The sequence below is a fragment of the Limosilactobacillus galli genome (assembly GCF_947381495.1).
GTDB classification, from domain to species: Bacteria; Bacillota; Bacilli; order Lactobacillales; family Lactobacillaceae; genus Limosilactobacillus; species Limosilactobacillus galli.
Genome location: NZ_CANCWK010000035.1, coordinates 1 through 17,781, shown reverse-complemented (window position 1 = coordinate 17,781; position 17,781 = coordinate 1). Strand labels below are relative to the sequence as shown.

Genomic DNA, 17,781 nt, shown 5'->3' with positions numbered 1-17,781 from the left:
AATCAATGGTACAGCAAGTAACAAAAAACGATAAAGATAAGAATTCATCTTATCCTTACCGAATATCATAGAACCTTTTTACCGTACTTAATTAATAGGAACTGTTTTATTCCAAGAAGTCCTTCAATTGCTTGGAACGTGATGGGTGCCGCAGTTTCCGCAGCGCCTTTGCTTCGATCTGACGAATCCGTTCACGGGTAACCCCGAAGACCTTCCCGACTTCTTCCAAGGTCCGGGTCCGGCCATCGTCAAGGCCAAACCGCAACCGCAGAACGTTTTCTTCCCGGTCCGTCAGGGTATCCAGAACATTCTCCAGCTGCTTCTTCATCATTTCGTAAGCCGCGTGGTCTGCTGGACTAGTGGCATCTTGGTCCTCGATGAAGTCACCAAGGTGGGAGTCGTCCTCTTCACCAATTGGTGTTTCCAGAGAAACTGGTTCCTGCGCAATCTTCAGGATATTGCGGACCTTCTCCGTTGGCATATCCATTTCTGCCCCAATTTCTTCTGGCAGAGGTTCTCGACCAAGGTCCTGGAGCAGTTGCCGTTGAATCCGGATCAGCTTGTTGATCGTTTCAACCATGTGAACCGGAATCCGAATCGTCCGGGCCTGGTCAGCGATGGCCCGCGTGATGGCCTGCCGGATCCACCAGGTAGCGTAGGTGGAGAACTTGAAGCCCCGCCGGTAGTCGAACTTTTCGACCGCCTTCATCAACCCCATGTTCCCTTCTTGGATCAGGTCCAGGAACTGCATTCCCCGGCCGACGTAGCGCTTGGCAATTGAAACCACCAGTCGGAGGTTCGCCTCGGCCAGTTCCTGCTTGGCTTCCTCATCCCCCTGCTCGATCCGCAGAGCTAGCTGGACTTCCTGATCAGCCGTCAACAGGTTGACCCGGCCGATCTCCTTCAGGTACATCCGCACGGGGTCATTGATCTTTACCCCGGTTGGCGCCGAAGTATCCTTCATCGCACTCTGGGAGAGCTTTTCCGTTGCCTTCAGCGCCCGCGGGTCGGGGTCACCATTGCCATCAACAACACTAATACCAGCGTCCTCGACGTTTTGCAGGAGGTTGTCGATCCCATTGGCATTCAGTTCAAAGGGCTTGGCGATTTGTTCGGTCAGGTCGTCGTACTTGACCTCCTTTTGCTTCTTGTAGTGGCGAATCAGTTTACCAACAGCGGTGTCGTATTCATGTTGGTCAAAATTATCGCTGTTTGAGATAACAAGGTCTTTCTTCTTACTCTTTGCCATACTATTTATTCTCCTCCGCTTTATACTGTTGTTGTTTCTTCAATAACTTTATCAGATCAATTGTCAATTGAGTAGCGAGTTCAGTGTTGTTTAGCGTACTGGCCTCCTTAAGTTGGGCCCGGACCTTCTTAATCTGGTCCTGCAATGGGGACTGCTCAGTCAGGATATGCAGGCAGTCATCGATTACCTGCATATCCACATCCGGATTCACCGTCAGCTGTTCAACCTGGCTGAGGGTTGCCCGCAGATCCGAATAATCCACCAGGTAGTCAAGGAAGCGCGCGGTTGTATAATCGCCATACTCCGAGAAGTAGCTACTGGCCACCATGTACAGGGACTCGTACTTCTCATGAACAAAGTGGAAATCATCCTGGGCCCGGACACGGCTCCAGACGTTGGGGTCATGCAGCATGTACCGCAGCAGGATCTGTTCAGCCAATTCGGTCCGGCTGATCTTGACCTCTACCGGCTGAACCGGCGGCGCGTAGGCAGCAGCTGCTTGCTCCTGATATGCCTGGGCCGGTGATGTGGGCTGGGCCCGCCGCTCACTTTGCAGCTGCCGAAGCTGGCCCTGCAGAGCGGCCTTATCCAGCTTGAACTCATCGGCCAGCTTGCTCAGGTACATGTCCTGTTCCAGCGGTGCATCTAATACCGCAACCTCCTTAAGAACAGCATCCAGGTAGGTCATCAATTCCTGCTGGTTATCAAGGTTACGACCGTTGCGCAAAAAGCGAAGGTAGAAATCAGTCGTCGTCTCCTCACGGTCATGTACGTAGGCCCGAAACTTATCAGCACCGTTTTGCTGGACATACTCGTCGGGGTCCACCCCCGCCGGCAACTGAACCACCCGAAGCGCCAGCTGCCCATTCTGGTGGGCGTTGACCAAGCCGATTGCCCGGTCAATAGCGTTCTGCCCGGCTGAGTCGCCATCGTAACAGATGTCCAACTGCTTGGTGGTCCGGTTGATAATCTGAACCTGCTCCTCAGTAAAGGACGTCCCCATCGAGGCAATCCCGTTTTCCACTCCGGCACCAAAGGCCGAAATCACATCCATAAACCCTTCAAAGAGATAAAGACGACCATCGGACCGCGCGGCCTTCTTGGCCAGGTCCAAGTTAAAGAGGGTCCGCCGTTTGTTGAAGATCGGGGTCTCCGGACTGTTGAGGTACTTGGGCAGGTCAGTCCGCTCCGTACTCAGCAGGCGGCCCGAGAAGGCAATGATCCGTCCCTGACCATTACGAATTGGAAACATTACCCGCTCAATGAAGCGGTCCTGCAGCTTGCCATCCCGGTCCTCGGTAAAGAGTCCCGATTTGCGCATCAACTGGTAGTCGAGCCCCTGCTGATTGCAGTATGGCGTCAGGATCCGCTGCACAGGGGCAAAACCGATCGAAAACTGCTCGATCAGCTCACGCGACATCCCCCGCTTTTGCAGGTAACGTCGTGCTGGTTCCCCCGCCGGCGTATTGATCAAGATGTGGTGGTAAAGCTGGGCCGCCTTCTCATGCAGGTCCAAGAGCTGATCCTGCTCACGGTTGACGGGATTGTTTGCTGGCGCCGCCTCGCTGGTTGTGTAGGTGGTTGGCAGCTTAGTCCCGCCCAGTTTGGCAGCTTCTTGGACGGCTTCAACAAAGCCAATATGTTTGTAATCCATCAGGAACTGAAAGACGTTCCCGCTCCGTCCGCAACCGAAGCAGTGATAAAACTGTTTTTCAGCATTGACAGAAAAGGATGGGGTCTGTTCCTTATGGAAAGGGCACAGGCCAGTAAAGTTCTTGCCGGCCCGCTTGAGTTGGACGTATTGTCCGATGACATCACTAATATCAACTGAATTACGAACTTGATCGATTATCTCACGTGGTATTCTGGCCATTGAATCACCCCACTTGATAGGTTCGCGAACAGTAACGAAAGGCCGCAACCCAACGGAATGCGACCCTCCAATCAATCATTTAACCATAATTCACTTAATATATATGATACCACAAGTTGCGAGTATTTCAAATGAAAGCCCTCGTTACTTGACAATCAAAACATTCAGGTTTCCAACGACTGCCGCTAAGCGAGCCAGAATAGTCAGCTGAGCCAGCCGGTTCTGCCGAATAGCCTCATCCTTATCCATGATCATATTCTCATCGAAGTAAGCACTGATCACTGGTGCCAAGCCGCGCAGGGCGGTGAAGTTTTCAGCAACGGTCCGGTCAGCAAACTGCTTCTTAACATCTGCTACAGCATCGTAGAGTTGTTGTTCAGACGGGTTGACGAACAAGTCCGGGTTAACAGTTGGCATCTCAGCACCGAACTTCCCCTTCTTAGCAATCCGCAGAACCCGCGTCAGCGCCTCAACCGCGCCCTTGAAGTCAGCATCATCCTTGTGACTGTCAATGGCCTGAGCCGCCTCAATCACGTTGGCGATGTCGACACCCTGGGTATCCGTAACCGTGTCAACAATGTCGTGACGCAGCTTCTCACCGGCAAACAGCTGCTTGATCCGGTCAAGAAAGAAGGCCCGTACCTCGCCTTGGTTAGCAGTGAGGTCAAAGTCGGGCTTCAAGCCGGCTTGATCGAAGGCTTCAATGACGGCCGCCTGCATCCCCATCAGTGGCAAGTGCCAGTTCCGGTCATTGATGATCCGGACAATTCCGAAGGCCTGCCGCCGCAATGCGTATGGGTCGTTGGAGCCGGATGGAATCATGCCGACAGCGAAGAAGCTCATGATGCTGTCGAGCTTATCAGCAATTGCCAGAATAGCCCCAATCTTAGTCTGTGGCAACTCCCCTTCGGCAGAGATTGGCATGTAGTGTTCACGAATAGCCACGGCCACGTCATCCTTTTCACCGAAAGTCTTGGCATAGATCTCACCTATGATCCCCTGGAGCTCGGCAAATTCACCGACCATCTGGGTGGTCAGGTCAAACTTGTAGATGTGGGCAGCCCGATCGAGGTCAGCCAGCTCAGTATCGTTAAGGCCGAGCCTCTTACCAATCAGGCGGGCAATGACAGCTACCCGTTGCATCTTGTCGTACATTGAGCTGATCTTGTCATGGAAGCTGACCCGCTTGAGCCGTTCAACGTATTGGTCAATGCTGATCTTTTGGTCCTCTTCAAAGAAGAACTTGGCATCTTCCAGCCGTGGAACCAGCACCCGTTCGTTCCCCTTGATCACGTTGTCCAGGTACTCGCTGTTACCATTGCGGACCGCGATGAAGTGTGGCAAGAGCTTGCCTTCGTGGTCACGAAGGTAGAAGAAACGCTGGTTATCCTTCATCGAAGTGATCAGGACTTCATCGGGCAGGACCAGGTACTTGGGATCGAAGGAGCCGGCAAAGGCGGTTGGCCATTCCACCAGGTTGTTAACCTCTTCCAGCAGGTCGGCATCCTTATCGATTACCCAATCGTTCTTCTTAACGATGGTGTCGATCTGGTCCGTGATGATCTGCTTACGCTTAGCTTGGTCGGCGATCACAAACTGGTCGTGGAGGGCATCCTCATAGTCGGTGGCCTGGCTCAATTCAACGTCGTGGCCCAGGAAGCGGTGGCCCCGGGTAGTCCGGCCTGCTTCAACGTCCAGGATCTTGAATGGTACGACCTGGTCATTGAGCAGGGAGACCAGCCAACGAATTGGCCGGATGAATTGAAGGTTGTTGTAGCCCCACTTCATCAGGGTTGGGAAGGTCATTGAGGTAATAACATCCGGAAGGCCCTTCAGTACTTCCGCCACCGGCTTCCCGGCAATGTGCTTCTCTACGAAGACGTATTCAACGCCCTTGACATCCTTGAATTCGATGTCATCGACCGTGGCCCCTTGACCACGCGTGAAACCGATAGCCGCCTTGGTCCAGTTGCCATCAGCATCCTGGGCAATCTTCTTGGCCGGGCCCTTAACGGATTCGTCAATATCGGGCTGTTTATCAGCCAAACCGTCGATCAACAGGGCCATCCGCCGTGGCGTTGCGTATTCCTTTATACTGTCAAAGGAGATCCGTTCCTCCTTCAGGTAGTCGGCCACCCGCTTGTGCAGCTGCTTGATGCTTGGCGTTACCACGTGGGCCGGCATTTCTTCAACGCCGACTTCTAATAAGTATGAATTAGCCATGTTACTTGTCCCCCTTCTGTGCTTTCTTAGCCTTCTTGGCAGCCCGCTTTGCTGCCCGCTGCTTTTCCTTTTCAGCCTTCTTGGTGTATTCATCAAGGGTCTTTTGCCGCAGCTTTTCGTCGTGAATCAATGGGAAGCCCCGCTTGCGCCGTTCTTCAACGAAGGCCTTGGCGATTGACTTGGCCATGATCCGGATCCGGTGCAGGTAACCGGCCCGTTCGGTAACGGAGACCGCCCCACGCGCATCAAGCAGGTTGAAGGTGTGGCTGCACTTCAGGACATAGTCATAAGCTGGGTGAACCAGACCGAGCTTGATCAGGCGCTTAGCTTCAGTCTCGTAATCGTTGAAGGCTTGGAGAAGCATCTCCTGGTTGCTCTCTTCAAAGGCGTACTTGGAGTGTTCGTATTCTGGTTCCTTGAAAATATCGCCGTAGAGAACCCCGTCCGCCCATTCAAGGTCGTAGACGGAATCAACGTTTTGGATGTATTCGGCCAGCCGTTCCAGACCATAGGTAACTTCTGAGGCCACGGGGTTCATCGGTAATTCACCAACCACTTGGAAGTAAGTGAACTGAGTGACTTCCATTCCGTCGAGCCAGATTTCCCAACCAACACCGGCACAACCCATTGAAGGGTTCTCCCAGTTATCCTCAACAAACCGGATATCGTGTTCCAGGGGTTCAATCCCGAGCTCCCGCAGGCTGCCCAGGTAGAGGTCCTGAATGTTGTCCGGTGATGGCTTCATGATCACCTGGAACTGGTGGTGCTGGTACAGCCGGTTCGGGTTCTCCCCATACCGGCCATCCGCTGGCCGCCGTGACGGTTCAACATAGGCCGCGTTCCACGGTTCTGGTCCGATTGCCCGCAGGAAGGTGTAAGGGCTCATGGTCCCAGCACCCTTTTCAGTATCATAGGCCTGCATCAGCATGCAACCCTGCTTAGCCCAGTATTGTTCAAGCGTAAAGATGATGTCTTGGACACTTAGCTTTTTCGTTGTCATCGTTATTCTTCCCTTCTCTAAATAAAAAGGCCCCTCCAGCTACTACAAGTAGTAACTGCAGGGACGAGTTTAATTCGCGGTTCCACCCTGCTTTTTTGCATTTCTGCAAAACAGCTTAGTTTATCCAGCTGGTGGAGGGCCCGTGGTGGCTGACCAGTCTGGGGCTTTCACTCTCCCCCATTCGCTGTATTGGCACTGACCATCATTATTCTCCGTCGTGGCTGATCGTATTCAATTGAGGTGTTTCTTAAATACGTACCTAATAATAGATAAAGTCCTTTTGAAAGTCAATCTTTTGATGATAAATTTCCCATCTTTTGTTCCCAGCGGTGCATTTCATCGATAAAATGCTTGCTCTTCAGCTTCAACCCAACCTGGTCACTATAGATGGTATCGATGATTGCCTGGATACGACGCTTGGTAACCGGGTTGATGCTGATCTTGCGGACCTTCTGCAGGTTGGCATGGGCCAGCCGCTGCAGAAAGTAGATCGTCCGCCGGTCAAGGTGCATCCGGTGCGGGTCCAGGTACCAGTGCTGGCTGCATAGCATCCCCCCAGACTCTTCTGAAAAGTCGAGTGGCCCCTGATTCTGGCCGCAGACCACACACCGATCCCAGTTGGGCGCTACCCCAAACATCACCAGCAGCTGGATCTCAATGACGTTGGCCACCACCTGCTCGTCGACGCCCTGGTCAATCCGTTCCAGGGCCGCGGCAACCTGGCCAAACCAGCTGCCAATGCTCCGGCCGTCGGGAAAGGCATGGTCGACCAGCGACAGGATGTAGGTGGCATAGGCGTTCTTACTAATATCAGCGACGATATTGCGGTACTGGTGGGTCTCGCTGGCAACGTTGATGAAGCTCAGGCCATCGTCCGCTAGTGAACCGATGTAGCTGCCGTGAGTAAACGGCAGGATGTCCGCCGCCAGTCGAAAGCCGCGTTTCTTAGCGCCCTTGACAAAGAACATCGCCGGACCGATCTTGTCGGTCAGCATCTTAACCAGGAGGTCCCGTTCCCGGTAGTCCTGCCGGTAGATAATGATCCCGTTAAAATCAGTCACTTCCCGGGCCACGGTCACTCCTCCTCATTTTAATAATCCTTGTTCCGGTAACCGTAGTCCTTGAGCATGGCGGACTTGTCACGCCAGCCGGGAACTACCTTGACCCACAGTTGAAGGAAGACCCGGTCACCGAGCAGGCGTTCAATGTCCTGCCGGGCCATTGTCCCGATCTTCTTGAGCATCTGTCCCTTCTTGCCGATGATGATGCCCTTCTGGCCAGGGCGTTCGACAATGATGTTGGCCGAGATGTGGACGTGTTCCTCGTCCTCCCGCTTGACCGAGGTTACGTCAACCGCTACTGAGTGTGGAACCTCATCCCGGGTCAGCATGAAGATCTTCTCCCGGATCATCTCCGCAATCACGAAGCGTTCCGGATGGTCACTAATCTGGTCTGCCGGGTAGTACTGCGGGCCGTGCGGCAAGCCGGCAATGATCTCATTCAGCAGGTTGTTGATGTTGTTCCCCTGCAAAGCTGAAATCGGCACCACGGCCTTGAACGGCAGGGAATCCTGGTATTGGGCCACAATGTCTGGCAGGTCGTTGGGGCTCACCTGGTCAATCTTGTTAACCACCAGGTAGATCGGTTGTTTGACCTGCTTGAGCCGGTTGATGATGAAGTCGTCACCGGGACCACGCTTGTCCGTTGCGCTGACGACAAAGAGGACCGCGTCAACTTCGTCCAAAGCCGACATCGTGGACCGTTCCATGAAGTCGCCCAGCTTGGTTGCGGGCTTGTGGACCCCCGGTGTATCGATGAAGATGATCTGTGCTTCCGGACTGGTATAGATCCCCTGAATCTTGTTACGCGTGGTCTGAGCCACGTTGCTCATAATGGCCACCTTCTGGCCCACAATGTAATTTAGCAATGTCGATTTACCAACATTTGGCCGGCCAATCAAGGCGACAAAGCCGGACTTGTAATTTGGATTATCCATTTACGGTTACTCCCTATCTAATAATTAATGCATAGAACCGTGGCACAAAGATGATCAAGCCCACCGCCACCGCAAACAGGGCCGCCAGGAGGACACCCCCGGCGGCAACATCCTTAGCCTTCCTAACGTTGATATCATAGTGGTGGTTGGACAGGAGGTCGGTGACTGCCTCCGTGACCGTGTTCAAGAACTCGGCCGCAAAAACTAAGAAGATCACCAACAGGATCCATAGCCAGTCGGCCGTGCTGATGCGCAGGTACCAGCCGACAATGACCGCCAGCATTGCTGCTATGACGTGAAAGCGCATGTTGCGCTCTTCTCTGAGCATCGCCACAATCCCGTCAAAGGCGTGCCCCATCGCTTGAAAGAGGTGGTGGTTCTTGGTCACCTGGTGGTTATCGTGTGAGCCCATAGTCATCGAGAATCTCCCGTTGCAGCGCAAACATCTTCTTTTCGTCTTCCAGTTGTTGGTGGTCGTAGCCATTCAGGTGCAGGAAACCGTGGATCGCCAAGAAGCCCAGTTCCCGCTCCGGCGAATGGCCGAGGAACTTAGCCTGTTCGGCCACCTTATCGACCGAGATAAACAGGTCCCCGAGGTTGGTTGGTAGCTCAGCAGCCAGCTCCGGATCCATGATGATCGGCGATTCGTCACCGCTCTCCTCGGCCGCAAAACTGAGTACATCAGTTGCTCGATCAACGCCGCGATACTGGGCGTTGATCTTCTTGATTTCCGGGTTGTTCATCAAGGTTACCGACATCTCCGTGTTGTCCGCCAGGTCGAGTTTTTTGGCGGCAAACTTGAGGACCTTCTCGATGAGGTCGTGTTGTTCCTGGCTGATGCCGTTACTTGTCTGATCGTAAATTGTCAGATCCATCTTTCTGCTCCTTTGCTTTTTCTGCCTTCTTCGTCGTTGCTTCCTCATAGGCGTCGATGATCCGGGCGACAACCGGGTGCCGAACCACGTCCTCAGCACTGAAGGTCACAAACTTGATCGACCGGACATTCTGCAGGATCCGTTGCGCACTGACCAATCCACTACGAACGCCATGCTTCAGGTCAATCTGGGAGATATCCCCGTTGACCACCATCTTGGAGCCAAAGCCGAACCGGGTCAAAAACATCTTCATCTGGGCGTTGGTCGTGTTTTGGGCCTCATCCAGGATGATGAAGGCGCCGTCCAGCGTCCGCCCCCGCATGTAGGCCAGCGGTGCAATCTCAATCACGCCGCGTTCCATCAACCGTTGGGTGTGGTCAGTGCCAAAAATATCATTCAACGCATCGTAGATTGGCCGCAGGTATGGGTCAACCTTTTCCTGGAGGTCACCAGGCAAAAAACCTAGGCTCTCGCCGGCTTCCACCGCGGGCCGGGTGATAATGATGCGTTCAACTTCCCCCCGTTTAAGAGCGGCGACCGCCATAGCAACGGCCAGGTAGGTCTTCCCGGTTCCGGCCGGACCGATCCCAAACGTGATGTCGTTATGCTTCATAGCGTTGACGTACTGGCGCTGGCCGAAGTTCTTCACTCGGATAGTCCGACCACGCCGGTCCTTAATGATGGTCTCACTGTACAGGTCGGCGAAGTATTCGAGCGTTCCCCGGTGGGCCATCTTCATCGCACTGACAATATCAGTGCTGTGGATGCGGATCCCCTGGTTCAGCAGGTCAATCAGGGCGTGGAAGACATCCACCGTCATCTCGACGTCTTCCTCTTTTCCCTTCACTTTCAGGTTGTCGCCAAAGGGGTTGATGGTCACGTCCATCCCCTGTTCGATCAGACTGACAAACTTGTCCTGGGGACCGAGGATCCCAACCTCAATCTCGGGGCTGTCAATCTGAAATGTTTGTTCAATTTCGTCGTTCTTTTCTACCAATTAAGTCTTGCTCCTTTTAGTAGTTAGTAATCTTCAATTGATTATATCACAGCCGGTCATAATCATATAACACTAAACAACGGCAAAGCAGGCTTTCTCCCGTTGCCGTTGACAAATTTCAAAAATAAAAATAGCTAAGCAAACTAGTCGCTAGCTATCTTCAGACATCTATTACTGTTGATTCTTCTCAATTATCTTTCTGGCGGTGGCAATCTGCTCCTTCACCTGGTCAAAGCCAGTGCCGCCCAAGGAATGACGACGAGCAATCGCAACGTGTGGTTTGAGGACTTCATAGACATCGGCGGTGATCTGCGGATTGATCTGCTGGTACTGCTCTAGCGGAATGTCGGCCAGGTTGGCCCCGGTCTTTAACCCCTTCAGGACCAGCTCACCGACAATTTCATGGGCCTGCCGGAAGGGAACCCCCTTCGTCGCCAGGTAATCGGCAAGCTCGGTAGCATTTGAAAAATCATTGTGAGTGGCGTGTTCCATTTTTTTCTTATTAACGTGGAGGGTCCGGATCATCCCGGTCATCACTTGCAAGCTTGGAACAATCGTCTTGACGGCATCAAAGATCCCCTCTTTATCTTCCTGCATGTCCTTATTATAGGCTAGCGGCAAGCCCTTCATCACCGTCAGCAGGCCCGTCAAGTCGCCAAAGATCCGGCCCGTCTTTCCCCGGATCAGTTCCGCCATATCCGGGTTCTTCTTCTGTGGCATGATCGAGCTCCCCGTCGCATACTGGTCCGCCAGTTCAATGTAGCCAAATTCATAGCTGCACCAGTAGATCAGCTCCTCGCACAGCCGGGAGAGGTGGACCATCAGGATGCTGGCGTTACTCAGAAATTCCAGGGCAAAGTCCCGGTCAGAGACCGCGTCCAAGGAATTGGTATAGGGCGCCGCAAATCCCAGAAGGCTGGCACTCAGCTCCCGGTCAATTGGGAAGGTTGTCCCGGCCAGAGCCGCGGCCCCGAGCGGTGAAATATCCGTATGCTTCATATTAAATTGGAAGCGCTCCACGTCCCGCTGAAACATCTGGAAGTAGGCCAGCAGGTAGTGGCCGTATGAGATCGGCTGGGCATGCTGCATATGGGTGTAGCCAGGCATCACCGTTTTCACGTTGGCGGCTGCCTGATCAACCAGCGCCGTCTGCAACTTTGTCAGTAGGTCAACAATCTTGGGGAGACGTTTCTTGACGTAGAGGTGGAGGTCGGTGGCCACTTGGTCATTTCTGCTCCGCGCCGTGTGCAATTTGCCGGCAACCGGGCCGATCTCTTCCGTCAGCAAGGTCTCGATGTTCATGTGGATATCCTCATTTTCAACCGTGAAGGGGAGGCCCTCCTTCTCCAGCCGGTCAGCCAGCTTTTCAAGCCCGGCGATAATCTGGTCGGCATCCGCTGCTGACAGAATCTTGGTGGCCTTCAGCATCTTCACGTGGGCCAAGGATCCCATGATGTCCTCTTTGGCCATCGCCTGGTCAAAGCCGATGGACGCCCCGAAAGTATCGACGAGCTGGTCACCCGCGGCTTCGAAACGGCCGCCCCACATCTTCTTAATTGGCATCCTGGACCTCCTTAGACTTTTGCTGCTGGTTTTGCTGAACCTGCGCGTAAACCTTATCCGGCAGTTCCCAGAGCTTGATGAAGCCAGTGGCGGCCTCCTGATCGAACTCATCGGCCGCCGTGTAAGTTGCCAGGTTCTTATCGTAGAGGGAATTTGGTGACTTCCGCCCTTCACAGATCACGTTGCCCTTGAACAGCTTGACCCGGACAACCCCGTTGACGACGGTCTGGGTCTGGTCAATGAAGGCGACCATTGCTTTCATCAGTGGTGAGTACCAGAGACCATTGTAGATCAGCTCACTCATCTTCTGCTCCACGATCGGCTTGAAGTGGGCGACCTCCCGCTCCTGGGTTAGGTCCTCCAGATCCTTGTGGGCGGCCAGCAGGACTGTTGCGGCCGGGCACTCGTAGATCTCACGGGACTTGATGCCGACCAGCCGGTTCTCAACGTGGTCAATCCGGCCAACCCCATTTTCACCAGCAATTTTATCAAGGTTCATAATCAGCTGATCGAGTGGCTGCTTTTCACCGTTGATGGCGGTTGGGACCCCTTCTTCAAACGAGATCTCCAATGTGGTTGGGGTGTCAGGGGTATCGGCAATCGCCTTAGTCCGGGCATAGGCATCAGCTGGCGCAGCAACCCACGGATCTTCCAGGATTCCGCATTCATTGGCCCGTCCCCAGAGGTTTTCGTCAATTGAATACGGGCTTGCCTTGGTGATTGGAACCGGAATCCCGTTACCCTTAGCGTACTGGATCTCTTCCTCCCGTGACCAGTGCCAATCACGAATTGGGTCCTCAATCTTCATGTCCGGTGCCAGGGCATGGATGCCGGCTTCAAAACGAACCTGATCGTTACCTTTGCCGGTACAACCATGGGCAATGGCCGTAGCTCCGTACTCATTGGCCACCGCCACCAGTTTTTGGACAATCAAGGGACGAGACAGGGCGGATACCAATGGATATTTCTGTTCGTACATGGCATGCGCTTGCAGGGCCGGCAGGACAAACTGCTCTGCAAAGTCGCGCTTGGCATCAATTACCACTGATTTCCAAGCACCAATCACATCCCCCTTCTGCTTGATGGCTTCCAGGTCCAGCCCCTCGCCGACATCAATGCAGCAGGCAATCACATCGTAACCCTTGTTCTTCAGCCAGGCAATTGCCACCGAAGTATCCAGACCACCAGAATATGCTAAAACAATCTTTTCTTTTGTCATTGTCTCGTCCTCCATTCGTTTAATTTGAGATTGATTATGAATATACACTTATATTGCATAAAAATCAATAATAATTCCATATTTTCCCAAATATATGAAAAATATACAATTATTTTGCATATAGAAAGGCATAGAAAAAGCCCGTCACGATGAGCATTGAGGGTGTTCATCACGACGGGCAGATTCATTTTTAATTTTGGTAATTGATTGCCTGGTTATTGAGCATTGGGTAAGAAACCAAATCACTGCTGTTCAAGTTTGCGTTGCGCATGGCAACCGCATTGATCTGGTTGTTCTCATAGGTCGTGTAGTACAGAGTCCCGGTTGCCAGGTTGACTCCATCAGAATAGATTGTGTACTCAAAAGTATTTGGAGCGACCTCGTCCAGCCCCTTCTGCTGGTCAACTGCATTGAGAATATGGAAGTAATTCGTAACATTTTCTCGTTCACTCTTACCGGCGGGTGCGTGCATCTTGGTAAAGGTCTCCTTGACAAAGCGGCTTTCAGAGTCCATCCCGCCAGGCAGCAGGTGGGAGCCGATCCCCCGACTGTAATTGTTCAGCGCAATTCCGGGAGTCAAGGTATTAGCTGGTTCAGCTGGAGAAACGCTCTGGTAGTTGGCCAGGTTGGTCAGCTGTTGCGGGAATTCCGGATTGTTGGTCAGTACACCAACCGGATTATCGTAGACGTGGAGGCCGGTAACGGTCGATTCTACGACAATGGACTTACCGGACCGGTCCGCAATCAGCCAGTGCAGAGGCGAAAGCTTAAGCTGGTCAGAGAAATTGATATTAACCAGGTTCAGGTTGGTCATCAATTGCTTGGCCTCTTCCACACTCTTGCATTGACCAAGGACATAGGGAATAAACTCGAACGGCGAAACATTATCCTTACCGTCTTCCACGGAGAAGAAGTGCGCTGGGCCGTCGAAGTTCAGGCCAGCCATTCCGACCCCTTCCTCGTTAACCCCGTCAAAGTAAAGCGGGTAGTTATCCTTAACCAGCGCGACCCCGATGATTGCATAGTGGTGTTCCATCGTCGGCAGCTTGCGGAAGTTGAAGGCGTAATCACGCGGTGTAATTACCACCTCCTGGCCAAAGGAAACTTCCAAATCCAGGTTACGGCCAAAGTAACCATCACCAGCACTATAAACAATTGAAGTACACAAACCTAATTACCTCCAGATTATTTAGCTTGTATTCTAGCACAATCCAATGATAAATCATCATAATCCAGCTAATAATTCAATTATTTGGACTATTCCACACGAAAAACATCCAATTCAATCAAAAAAGTGGCCAGTCTCGGACAAAACGAGACTGACCATGTTCTTAATAACAAATTATAAGTTGCTCAAGGTTTCCTTAACGGTCTGGTTAACCAACTTACCATCAGCTTGGCCCTTGACCTTTGGCATTACGGCCCCCATGACCTTGCCAAAGTCCTTCATGCTGGCAGCACCAACTTGTTGGACCGTTTCCGTGACGATCTTCTTAACATCGTCAGCAGAAAGCTGCTTTGGCATGTACTTTTCAACAACTTTCAATTCGTTGTTGGTCTTGTCGATCAGGTCCTGCCGGCCGGCCTTCTGGAATTCCTCCAGTGATTCCTTGCGTTGCTTGTACTCCCGTGACATTACCGCAACTTCTTCATCAGGGGTCAGGTCGTGGCCCGCCTCAATCTGGGCATTTTGTACTGACGCCTTCAGCATCCGGACAACCGCCAGGGTATCCTTGTTCCGGTTCTTCATTGCCGTAATCATATCGGTTTGCAATCGCTTTAATAAACTCATTTTTTATCCTCCAGTCAAAAAAAGCTCCCACCGCAAAAAGGTAGGAGCAAACATTTTTAGTAACGACGACCACGCTTGTTCTTGCGCTTCCGTGCCGCTTCAGATTTCAACTTCCGTCGTACACTAGGCTTTTCGTAGAATTCACGCTTACGGTATTCTTGTAAAGTTCCGTTACGTGAAACTGAACGTTTAAAGCGTCGAAGAGCGTCGTCTAAAGATTCATTCTTGCGAACGACTGTTTTTGACATGTTGATTCCCTCCCTCCGAGCTTAAAGTTACGTAACAAGGCTACGAAATTTCGCCTTTTCACTACAAAAAATATTGTACCTAATCGGGGCATTGATGTCAATAATTCTTTTAACAAATTTCAACTTATTTTGAAGGCTATTTTATCTTCTATAAATATTCACCAAAAGGGATGGCTTAAATATATCAAGGATACCAAATAATGATTAAAATTGTTTTAAGAGGCGCTGATTGCCCGCCCCACCTTAACGAAACCCCTTCCAGCCCATATGAATATTTATGCTGTTTTACCATTTTATGTTGCATAAGTATGTATATAGGTGTATATTGCTAGCAATCACAAATTTCAGATTAAGGAGCCAACACTATGAAACATCTCAAGCAATTATTCATGTTATTCATCCTGTTCTGCTCGCTGGTGATGCCCAGCACCGTCCTAGCAGCGACCTCATCCAGTTCCAGCAGTGCCGTCAGCTCATCGTCCAGCAGCAACCAGCCGGCCAGGGATGACTCACTACAGAAGATTAAGCAAAAGGGCACCCTGGTAGTCGGAATGAGTGCCGACTATCCCCCCTACGAATTCACTACCAAGAAAAACGGCAAGACTGAATACGTCGGCTTTGAAGTGGACCTTGCCAAGAAGTTCGCCAAGGACCTGGGGGTCAAGCTGGTGATCAAGAACATGGACTTTGATTCCCTGCTTGTCGCCCTTGAAACTGGCAAGATCGACGTGATTATCTCCGGAATGAACATTACCAACGAGCGTAAAAAGAGTGTTGACTTCTCCAATACTTACTACTCTGGAAATAGCTACTTCCTAATCAATAAAGCAGACAAGAAGCGTTTTACCACCGCCAAGGACTTCAAGGGTAAGATCGTGGGGGCTCAAAACGGGACGCTTCAATCAACCATGATCAACAAGAGCATGCCCGGAACCAAGAATAAGGGCCTCGCCAAGTTGTCCAACCTGGTAATTGGGTTGCAATCGCATAAAGTTGATGCCGTTCTGATGGATGAGGCTACGGCTAAGGCCTATGCCGCCAACAACTCCAACCTTTACGCCTTCAACTCCAAGCTGCCATCCACGGCTGGTAACATTGCTATGGCCTTCCCTAAGGGCGATAAGTCCCTCGAAGCGGCGGCCAACAAGACCATCAAGCAGGTCAACGACGAGAACCTGGTCAATAAGAAATGGATTCCGCAAGCCTCGCGGTATATGAAGTCCTACAAGAAGAAAAACACCGTTCTCTCCTACTGGCGTTACTTTGCCAAGGGGATCGAATACACCCTGCTGATCACGGTGGTTTCCGTCATCCTCGGTTTTATCCTTGGGACCCTCTTCGCCCTGATGCGGTTATCCAAGAATAAGCTGCTCCACTCAATTGCCGTCTGCTACATTGAATTCCTGCGGGGTACCCCAATGATGGTTCAGATCATGTTTGTCTACTTCGGGATCGGGGCCATCATCCAGTCCATGCCCGCCCTGGTTGCCGGAATCATCGCCGTCTCGCTGAACTCCGGAGCCTACGTCGCTGAAATCATCCGTTCCGGGATTCAATCCATTCCGCTCGGTCAGACTGAAGCCGCGCGGAGCCTGGGAATGAGCAAGAAGATCACCTTCCAGGAAGTCATCATGCCCCAAGCCCTCAAGAACATTTGGCCGGCCTTGGGGAACGAACTGATCACCCTTTTGAAGGACAGTTCCCTGGTCTCCGTCATCGGGGTTAGCGAGCTGATGTACCAGACCCAACTGGTTCAATCGGCCACCTACAAAGGGGTCCTACCACTCTTCATCACCATGCTGATCTACTTTGTTCTGACCTTTACCCTCTCCCGGATCCTGCTGCACTTTGAAAGGAAGATGAAACATGTCCACTAAAATCATTGAAGTCAAAAACCTTCAGAAGAAATTCAAGGATAATGTCGTTCTCAAAGACATTACTGAGCACGTTGATAAAGGACAGGTGATCTGTGTGATCGGGCCGTCCGGGGCCGGGAAGAGTACCTTTCTCCGTTGTCTCAACGCCCTTGAGCAGCCATCCAGCGGACAGGTTCTCTTCGAAAGTCAGAACCTGGTCGGCCTAAACGATAAGAAGCTCGACCAGATCCGGCAGCGCTTAGGGATGGTCTTCCAGGGCTTCAACCTCTTCCCCAACATGACCGTTCTTAAGAACATCATGATTGCCCCCATCAAGGTCAAGGGAACCTCTAAAGGGGCCACCAAACAGACCGCAATGAAGCTGCTCGACCAGGTGGGCCTGGCTAACAAGGCCGACCAGTATCCCGACCAGCTGTCCGGGGGGCAAAAGCAGCGGGTCGCCATTGCCCGGGCCCTGGCGATGAATCCGGAAGTGATGCTGTTCGATGAGCCGACTAGCGCCCTCGACCCGGAAATGGTTGAAGAAGTGCTAAAGGTCATGCGGGACCTGGCCGAATCGGGGATGACAATGGTGGTGGTTACCCACGAGATGGGCTTTGCCAAGGAGGTGGCTGACCAGATCTGGTTCATGGCTGATGGCTACATCCAGGAAACTGCCCAGCCAGACGAATTCTTCGCTCACCCGACCAGTCCGCGGGCCCAGGAATTCTTAAAGAAAATCCTGAAATGATGAAGACATACAAAAGCGCCAGAGCTGCATCACGATCCAGCTCTGGCGCTTTTCTGTTATTTTGGCTCTTTGTCAATCGGTAAGGATGAAGAGATTTTTGAGAACTAGACTAAGCCACTTTGGCTTTTGGTCTAGTTCT

The 17,781-nt window shown here is 52.1% G+C and carries 16 protein-coding genes; 2 read left to right on the top strand and 14 right to left on the bottom strand.

Annotated elements, in window-relative coordinates; all coding sequences use genetic code 11:
• Positions 1-106: 106 nt before the first annotated feature.
• The 14 genes from rpoD to rpsU form a co-directional block, all read right to left on the bottom strand.
• Positions 107-1,249 carry an RNA polymerase sigma factor RpoD gene (rpoD, locus tag QOS10_RS07180; protein ID WP_283594768.1) on the bottom strand — a complete coding sequence of 381 codons (1,143 nt, stop codon included), beginning with the start codon at positions 1,247-1,249 and terminating at the stop codon, positions 107-109.
• Between the two features lies 1 nt (position 1,250).
• On the bottom strand, positions 1,251-3,122 hold the full coding sequence (dnaG, locus tag QOS10_RS07175) for a DNA primase (protein WP_283594767.1): 1,872 nt from the start codon (positions 3,120-3,122) through the stop codon (positions 1,251-1,253).
• A gap of 144 nt (positions 3,123-3,266) precedes the next feature.
• Entirely contained in the window at positions 3,267-5,345 is a 2,079-nt protein-coding gene (gene glyS / locus QOS10_RS07170) for a glycine--tRNA ligase subunit beta (protein ID WP_283594765.1), read from the bottom strand.
• Position 5,346: 1 nt separating this feature from the next.
• Positions 5,347-6,345: a glycine--tRNA ligase subunit alpha gene (glyQ, locus tag QOS10_RS07165; RefSeq protein ID WP_283594764.1), complete on the bottom strand. Its 999-nt coding sequence runs from the start codon at positions 6,343-6,345 to the stop codon at positions 5,347-5,349.
• Positions 6,346-6,632: 287 nt separating this feature from the next.
• Positions 6,633-7,418 carry a DNA repair protein RecO gene (gene recO, locus QOS10_RS07160; protein ID WP_283594763.1) on the bottom strand — a complete coding sequence of 262 codons (786 nt, stop codon included), beginning with the start codon at positions 7,416-7,418 and terminating at the stop codon, positions 6,633-6,635.
• A 17-nt stretch (positions 7,419-7,435) separates the two neighbouring features.
• Complete coding sequence (gene era / locus QOS10_RS07155) at positions 7,436-8,341, bottom strand: GTPase Era (protein WP_283594762.1); 906 nt, start codon at positions 8,339-8,341, stop codon at positions 7,436-7,438.
• Between the two features lie 13 nt (positions 8,342-8,354).
• A complete protein-coding gene (locus QOS10_RS07150; protein WP_283594769.1) occupies positions 8,355-8,753 on the bottom strand; it encodes a diacylglycerol kinase family protein in 399 nt (132 codons plus the stop codon).
• Positions 8,737-9,216, bottom strand: coding sequence for an rRNA maturation RNase YbeY (ybeY, locus tag QOS10_RS07145; RefSeq protein WP_283594761.1), 480 nt, complete (start codon positions 9,214-9,216; stop codon positions 8,737-8,739). Before ybeY ends, QOS10_RS07150 begins: the two co-directional genes overlap by 17 nt.
• Positions 9,185-10,213 carry a PhoH family protein gene (locus tag QOS10_RS07140; protein ID WP_283594760.1) on the bottom strand — a complete coding sequence of 343 codons (1,029 nt, stop codon included), beginning with the start codon at positions 10,211-10,213 and terminating at the stop codon, positions 9,185-9,187. The genes ybeY and QOS10_RS07140 overlap by 32 nt, the downstream gene beginning before the upstream one ends.
• A gap of 171 nt (positions 10,214-10,384) precedes the next feature.
• Positions 10,385-11,776, bottom strand: a complete 1,392-nt coding sequence (gene argH / locus QOS10_RS07135) for an argininosuccinate lyase (protein WP_283594759.1) — start codon at positions 11,774-11,776, stop codon at positions 10,385-10,387.
• The gene (locus tag QOS10_RS07130) at positions 11,766-12,995 is read right to left on the bottom strand and encodes an argininosuccinate synthase (protein ID WP_283594758.1); all 1,230 of its coding nucleotides are present in this window, start codon (positions 12,993-12,995) and stop codon (positions 11,766-11,768) included. The genes argH and QOS10_RS07130 overlap by 11 nt, the downstream gene beginning before the upstream one ends.
• A 190-nt stretch (positions 12,996-13,185) precedes the next feature.
• Positions 13,186-14,163 (bottom strand): choloylglycine hydrolase, encoded by a 978-nt coding sequence (gene bsh / locus QOS10_RS07125; protein WP_283594757.1) that lies wholly within the window; start codon positions 14,161-14,163, stop codon positions 13,186-13,188.
• A gap of 174 nt (positions 14,164-14,337) precedes the next feature.
• Positions 14,338-14,787, bottom strand: a complete 450-nt coding sequence (locus tag QOS10_RS07120; RefSeq protein WP_283594756.1) for a GatB/YqeY domain-containing protein — start codon at positions 14,785-14,787, stop codon at positions 14,338-14,340.
• Positions 14,788-14,843: 56 nt separating this feature from the next.
• Entirely contained in the window at positions 14,844-15,035 is a 192-nt protein-coding gene (gene rpsU / locus QOS10_RS07115) for a 30S ribosomal protein S21 (RefSeq protein ID WP_047770440.1), read from the bottom strand.
• A gap of 365 nt (positions 15,036-15,400) precedes the next feature.
• Here rpsU and QOS10_RS07110 point away from each other — a divergent pair, with 365 nt between their 5' ends.
• Positions 15,401-16,912 carry an ABC transporter substrate-binding protein/permease gene (locus QOS10_RS07110; RefSeq protein ID WP_283594755.1) on the top strand — a complete coding sequence of 504 codons (1,512 nt, stop codon included), beginning with the start codon at positions 15,401-15,403 and terminating at the stop codon, positions 16,910-16,912.
• Entirely contained in the window at positions 16,902-17,642 is a 741-nt protein-coding gene (locus QOS10_RS07105; protein ID WP_283594753.1) for an amino acid ABC transporter ATP-binding protein, read from the top strand. Before QOS10_RS07110 ends, QOS10_RS07105 begins: the two co-directional genes overlap by 11 nt.
• The last annotated feature ends 139 nt before the right edge of the window (positions 17,643-17,781 follow it).

Coding starts and splice junctions, on each gene's coding strand:
- glyS (WP_283594765.1), bottom strand. CDS start 5,345: ATGGCTAATTCATACTTATTAGAAGTCGGCGTTGAAGAAATGCCGGCC.
- rpsU (WP_047770440.1), bottom strand. CDS start 15,035: ATGTCAAAAACAGTCGTTCGCAAGAATGAATCTTTAGACGACGCTCTT.
- QOS10_RS07130 (WP_283594758.1), bottom strand. CDS start 12,995: ATGACAAAAGAAAAGATTGTTTTAGCATATTCTGGTGGTCTGGATACT.
- argH (WP_283594759.1), bottom strand. CDS start 11,776: ATGCCAATTAAGAAGATGTGGGGCGGCCGTTTCGAAGCCGCGGGTGAC.
- QOS10_RS07110 (WP_283594755.1), top strand. CDS start 15,401: ATGAAACATCTCAAGCAATTATTCATGTTATTCATCCTGTTCTGCTCG.
- QOS10_RS07150 (WP_283594769.1), bottom strand. CDS start 8,753: ATGGGCTCACACGATAACCACCAGGTGACCAAGAACCACCACCTCTTT.
- QOS10_RS07105 (WP_283594753.1), top strand. CDS start 16,902: ATGTCCACTAAAATCATTGAAGTCAAAAACCTTCAGAAGAAATTCAAG.
- glyQ (WP_283594764.1), bottom strand. CDS start 6,345: ATGACAACGAAAAAGCTAAGTGTCCAAGACATCATCTTTACGCTTGAA.
- era (WP_283594762.1), bottom strand. CDS start 8,341: ATGGATAATCCAAATTACAAGTCCGGCTTTGTCGCCTTGATTGGCCGG.
- QOS10_RS07120 (WP_283594756.1), bottom strand. CDS start 14,787: ATGAGTTTATTAAAGCGATTGCAAACCGATATGATTACGGCAATGAAG.
- rpoD (WP_283594768.1), bottom strand. CDS start 1,249: ATGGCAAAGAGTAAGAAGAAAGACCTTGTTATCTCAAACAGCGATAAT.
- ybeY (WP_283594761.1), bottom strand. CDS start 9,216: ATGGATCTGACAATTTACGATCAGACAAGTAACGGCATCAGCCAGGAA.
- dnaG (WP_283594767.1), bottom strand. CDS start 3,122: ATGGCCAGAATACCACGTGAGATAATCGATCAAGTTCGTAATTCAGTT.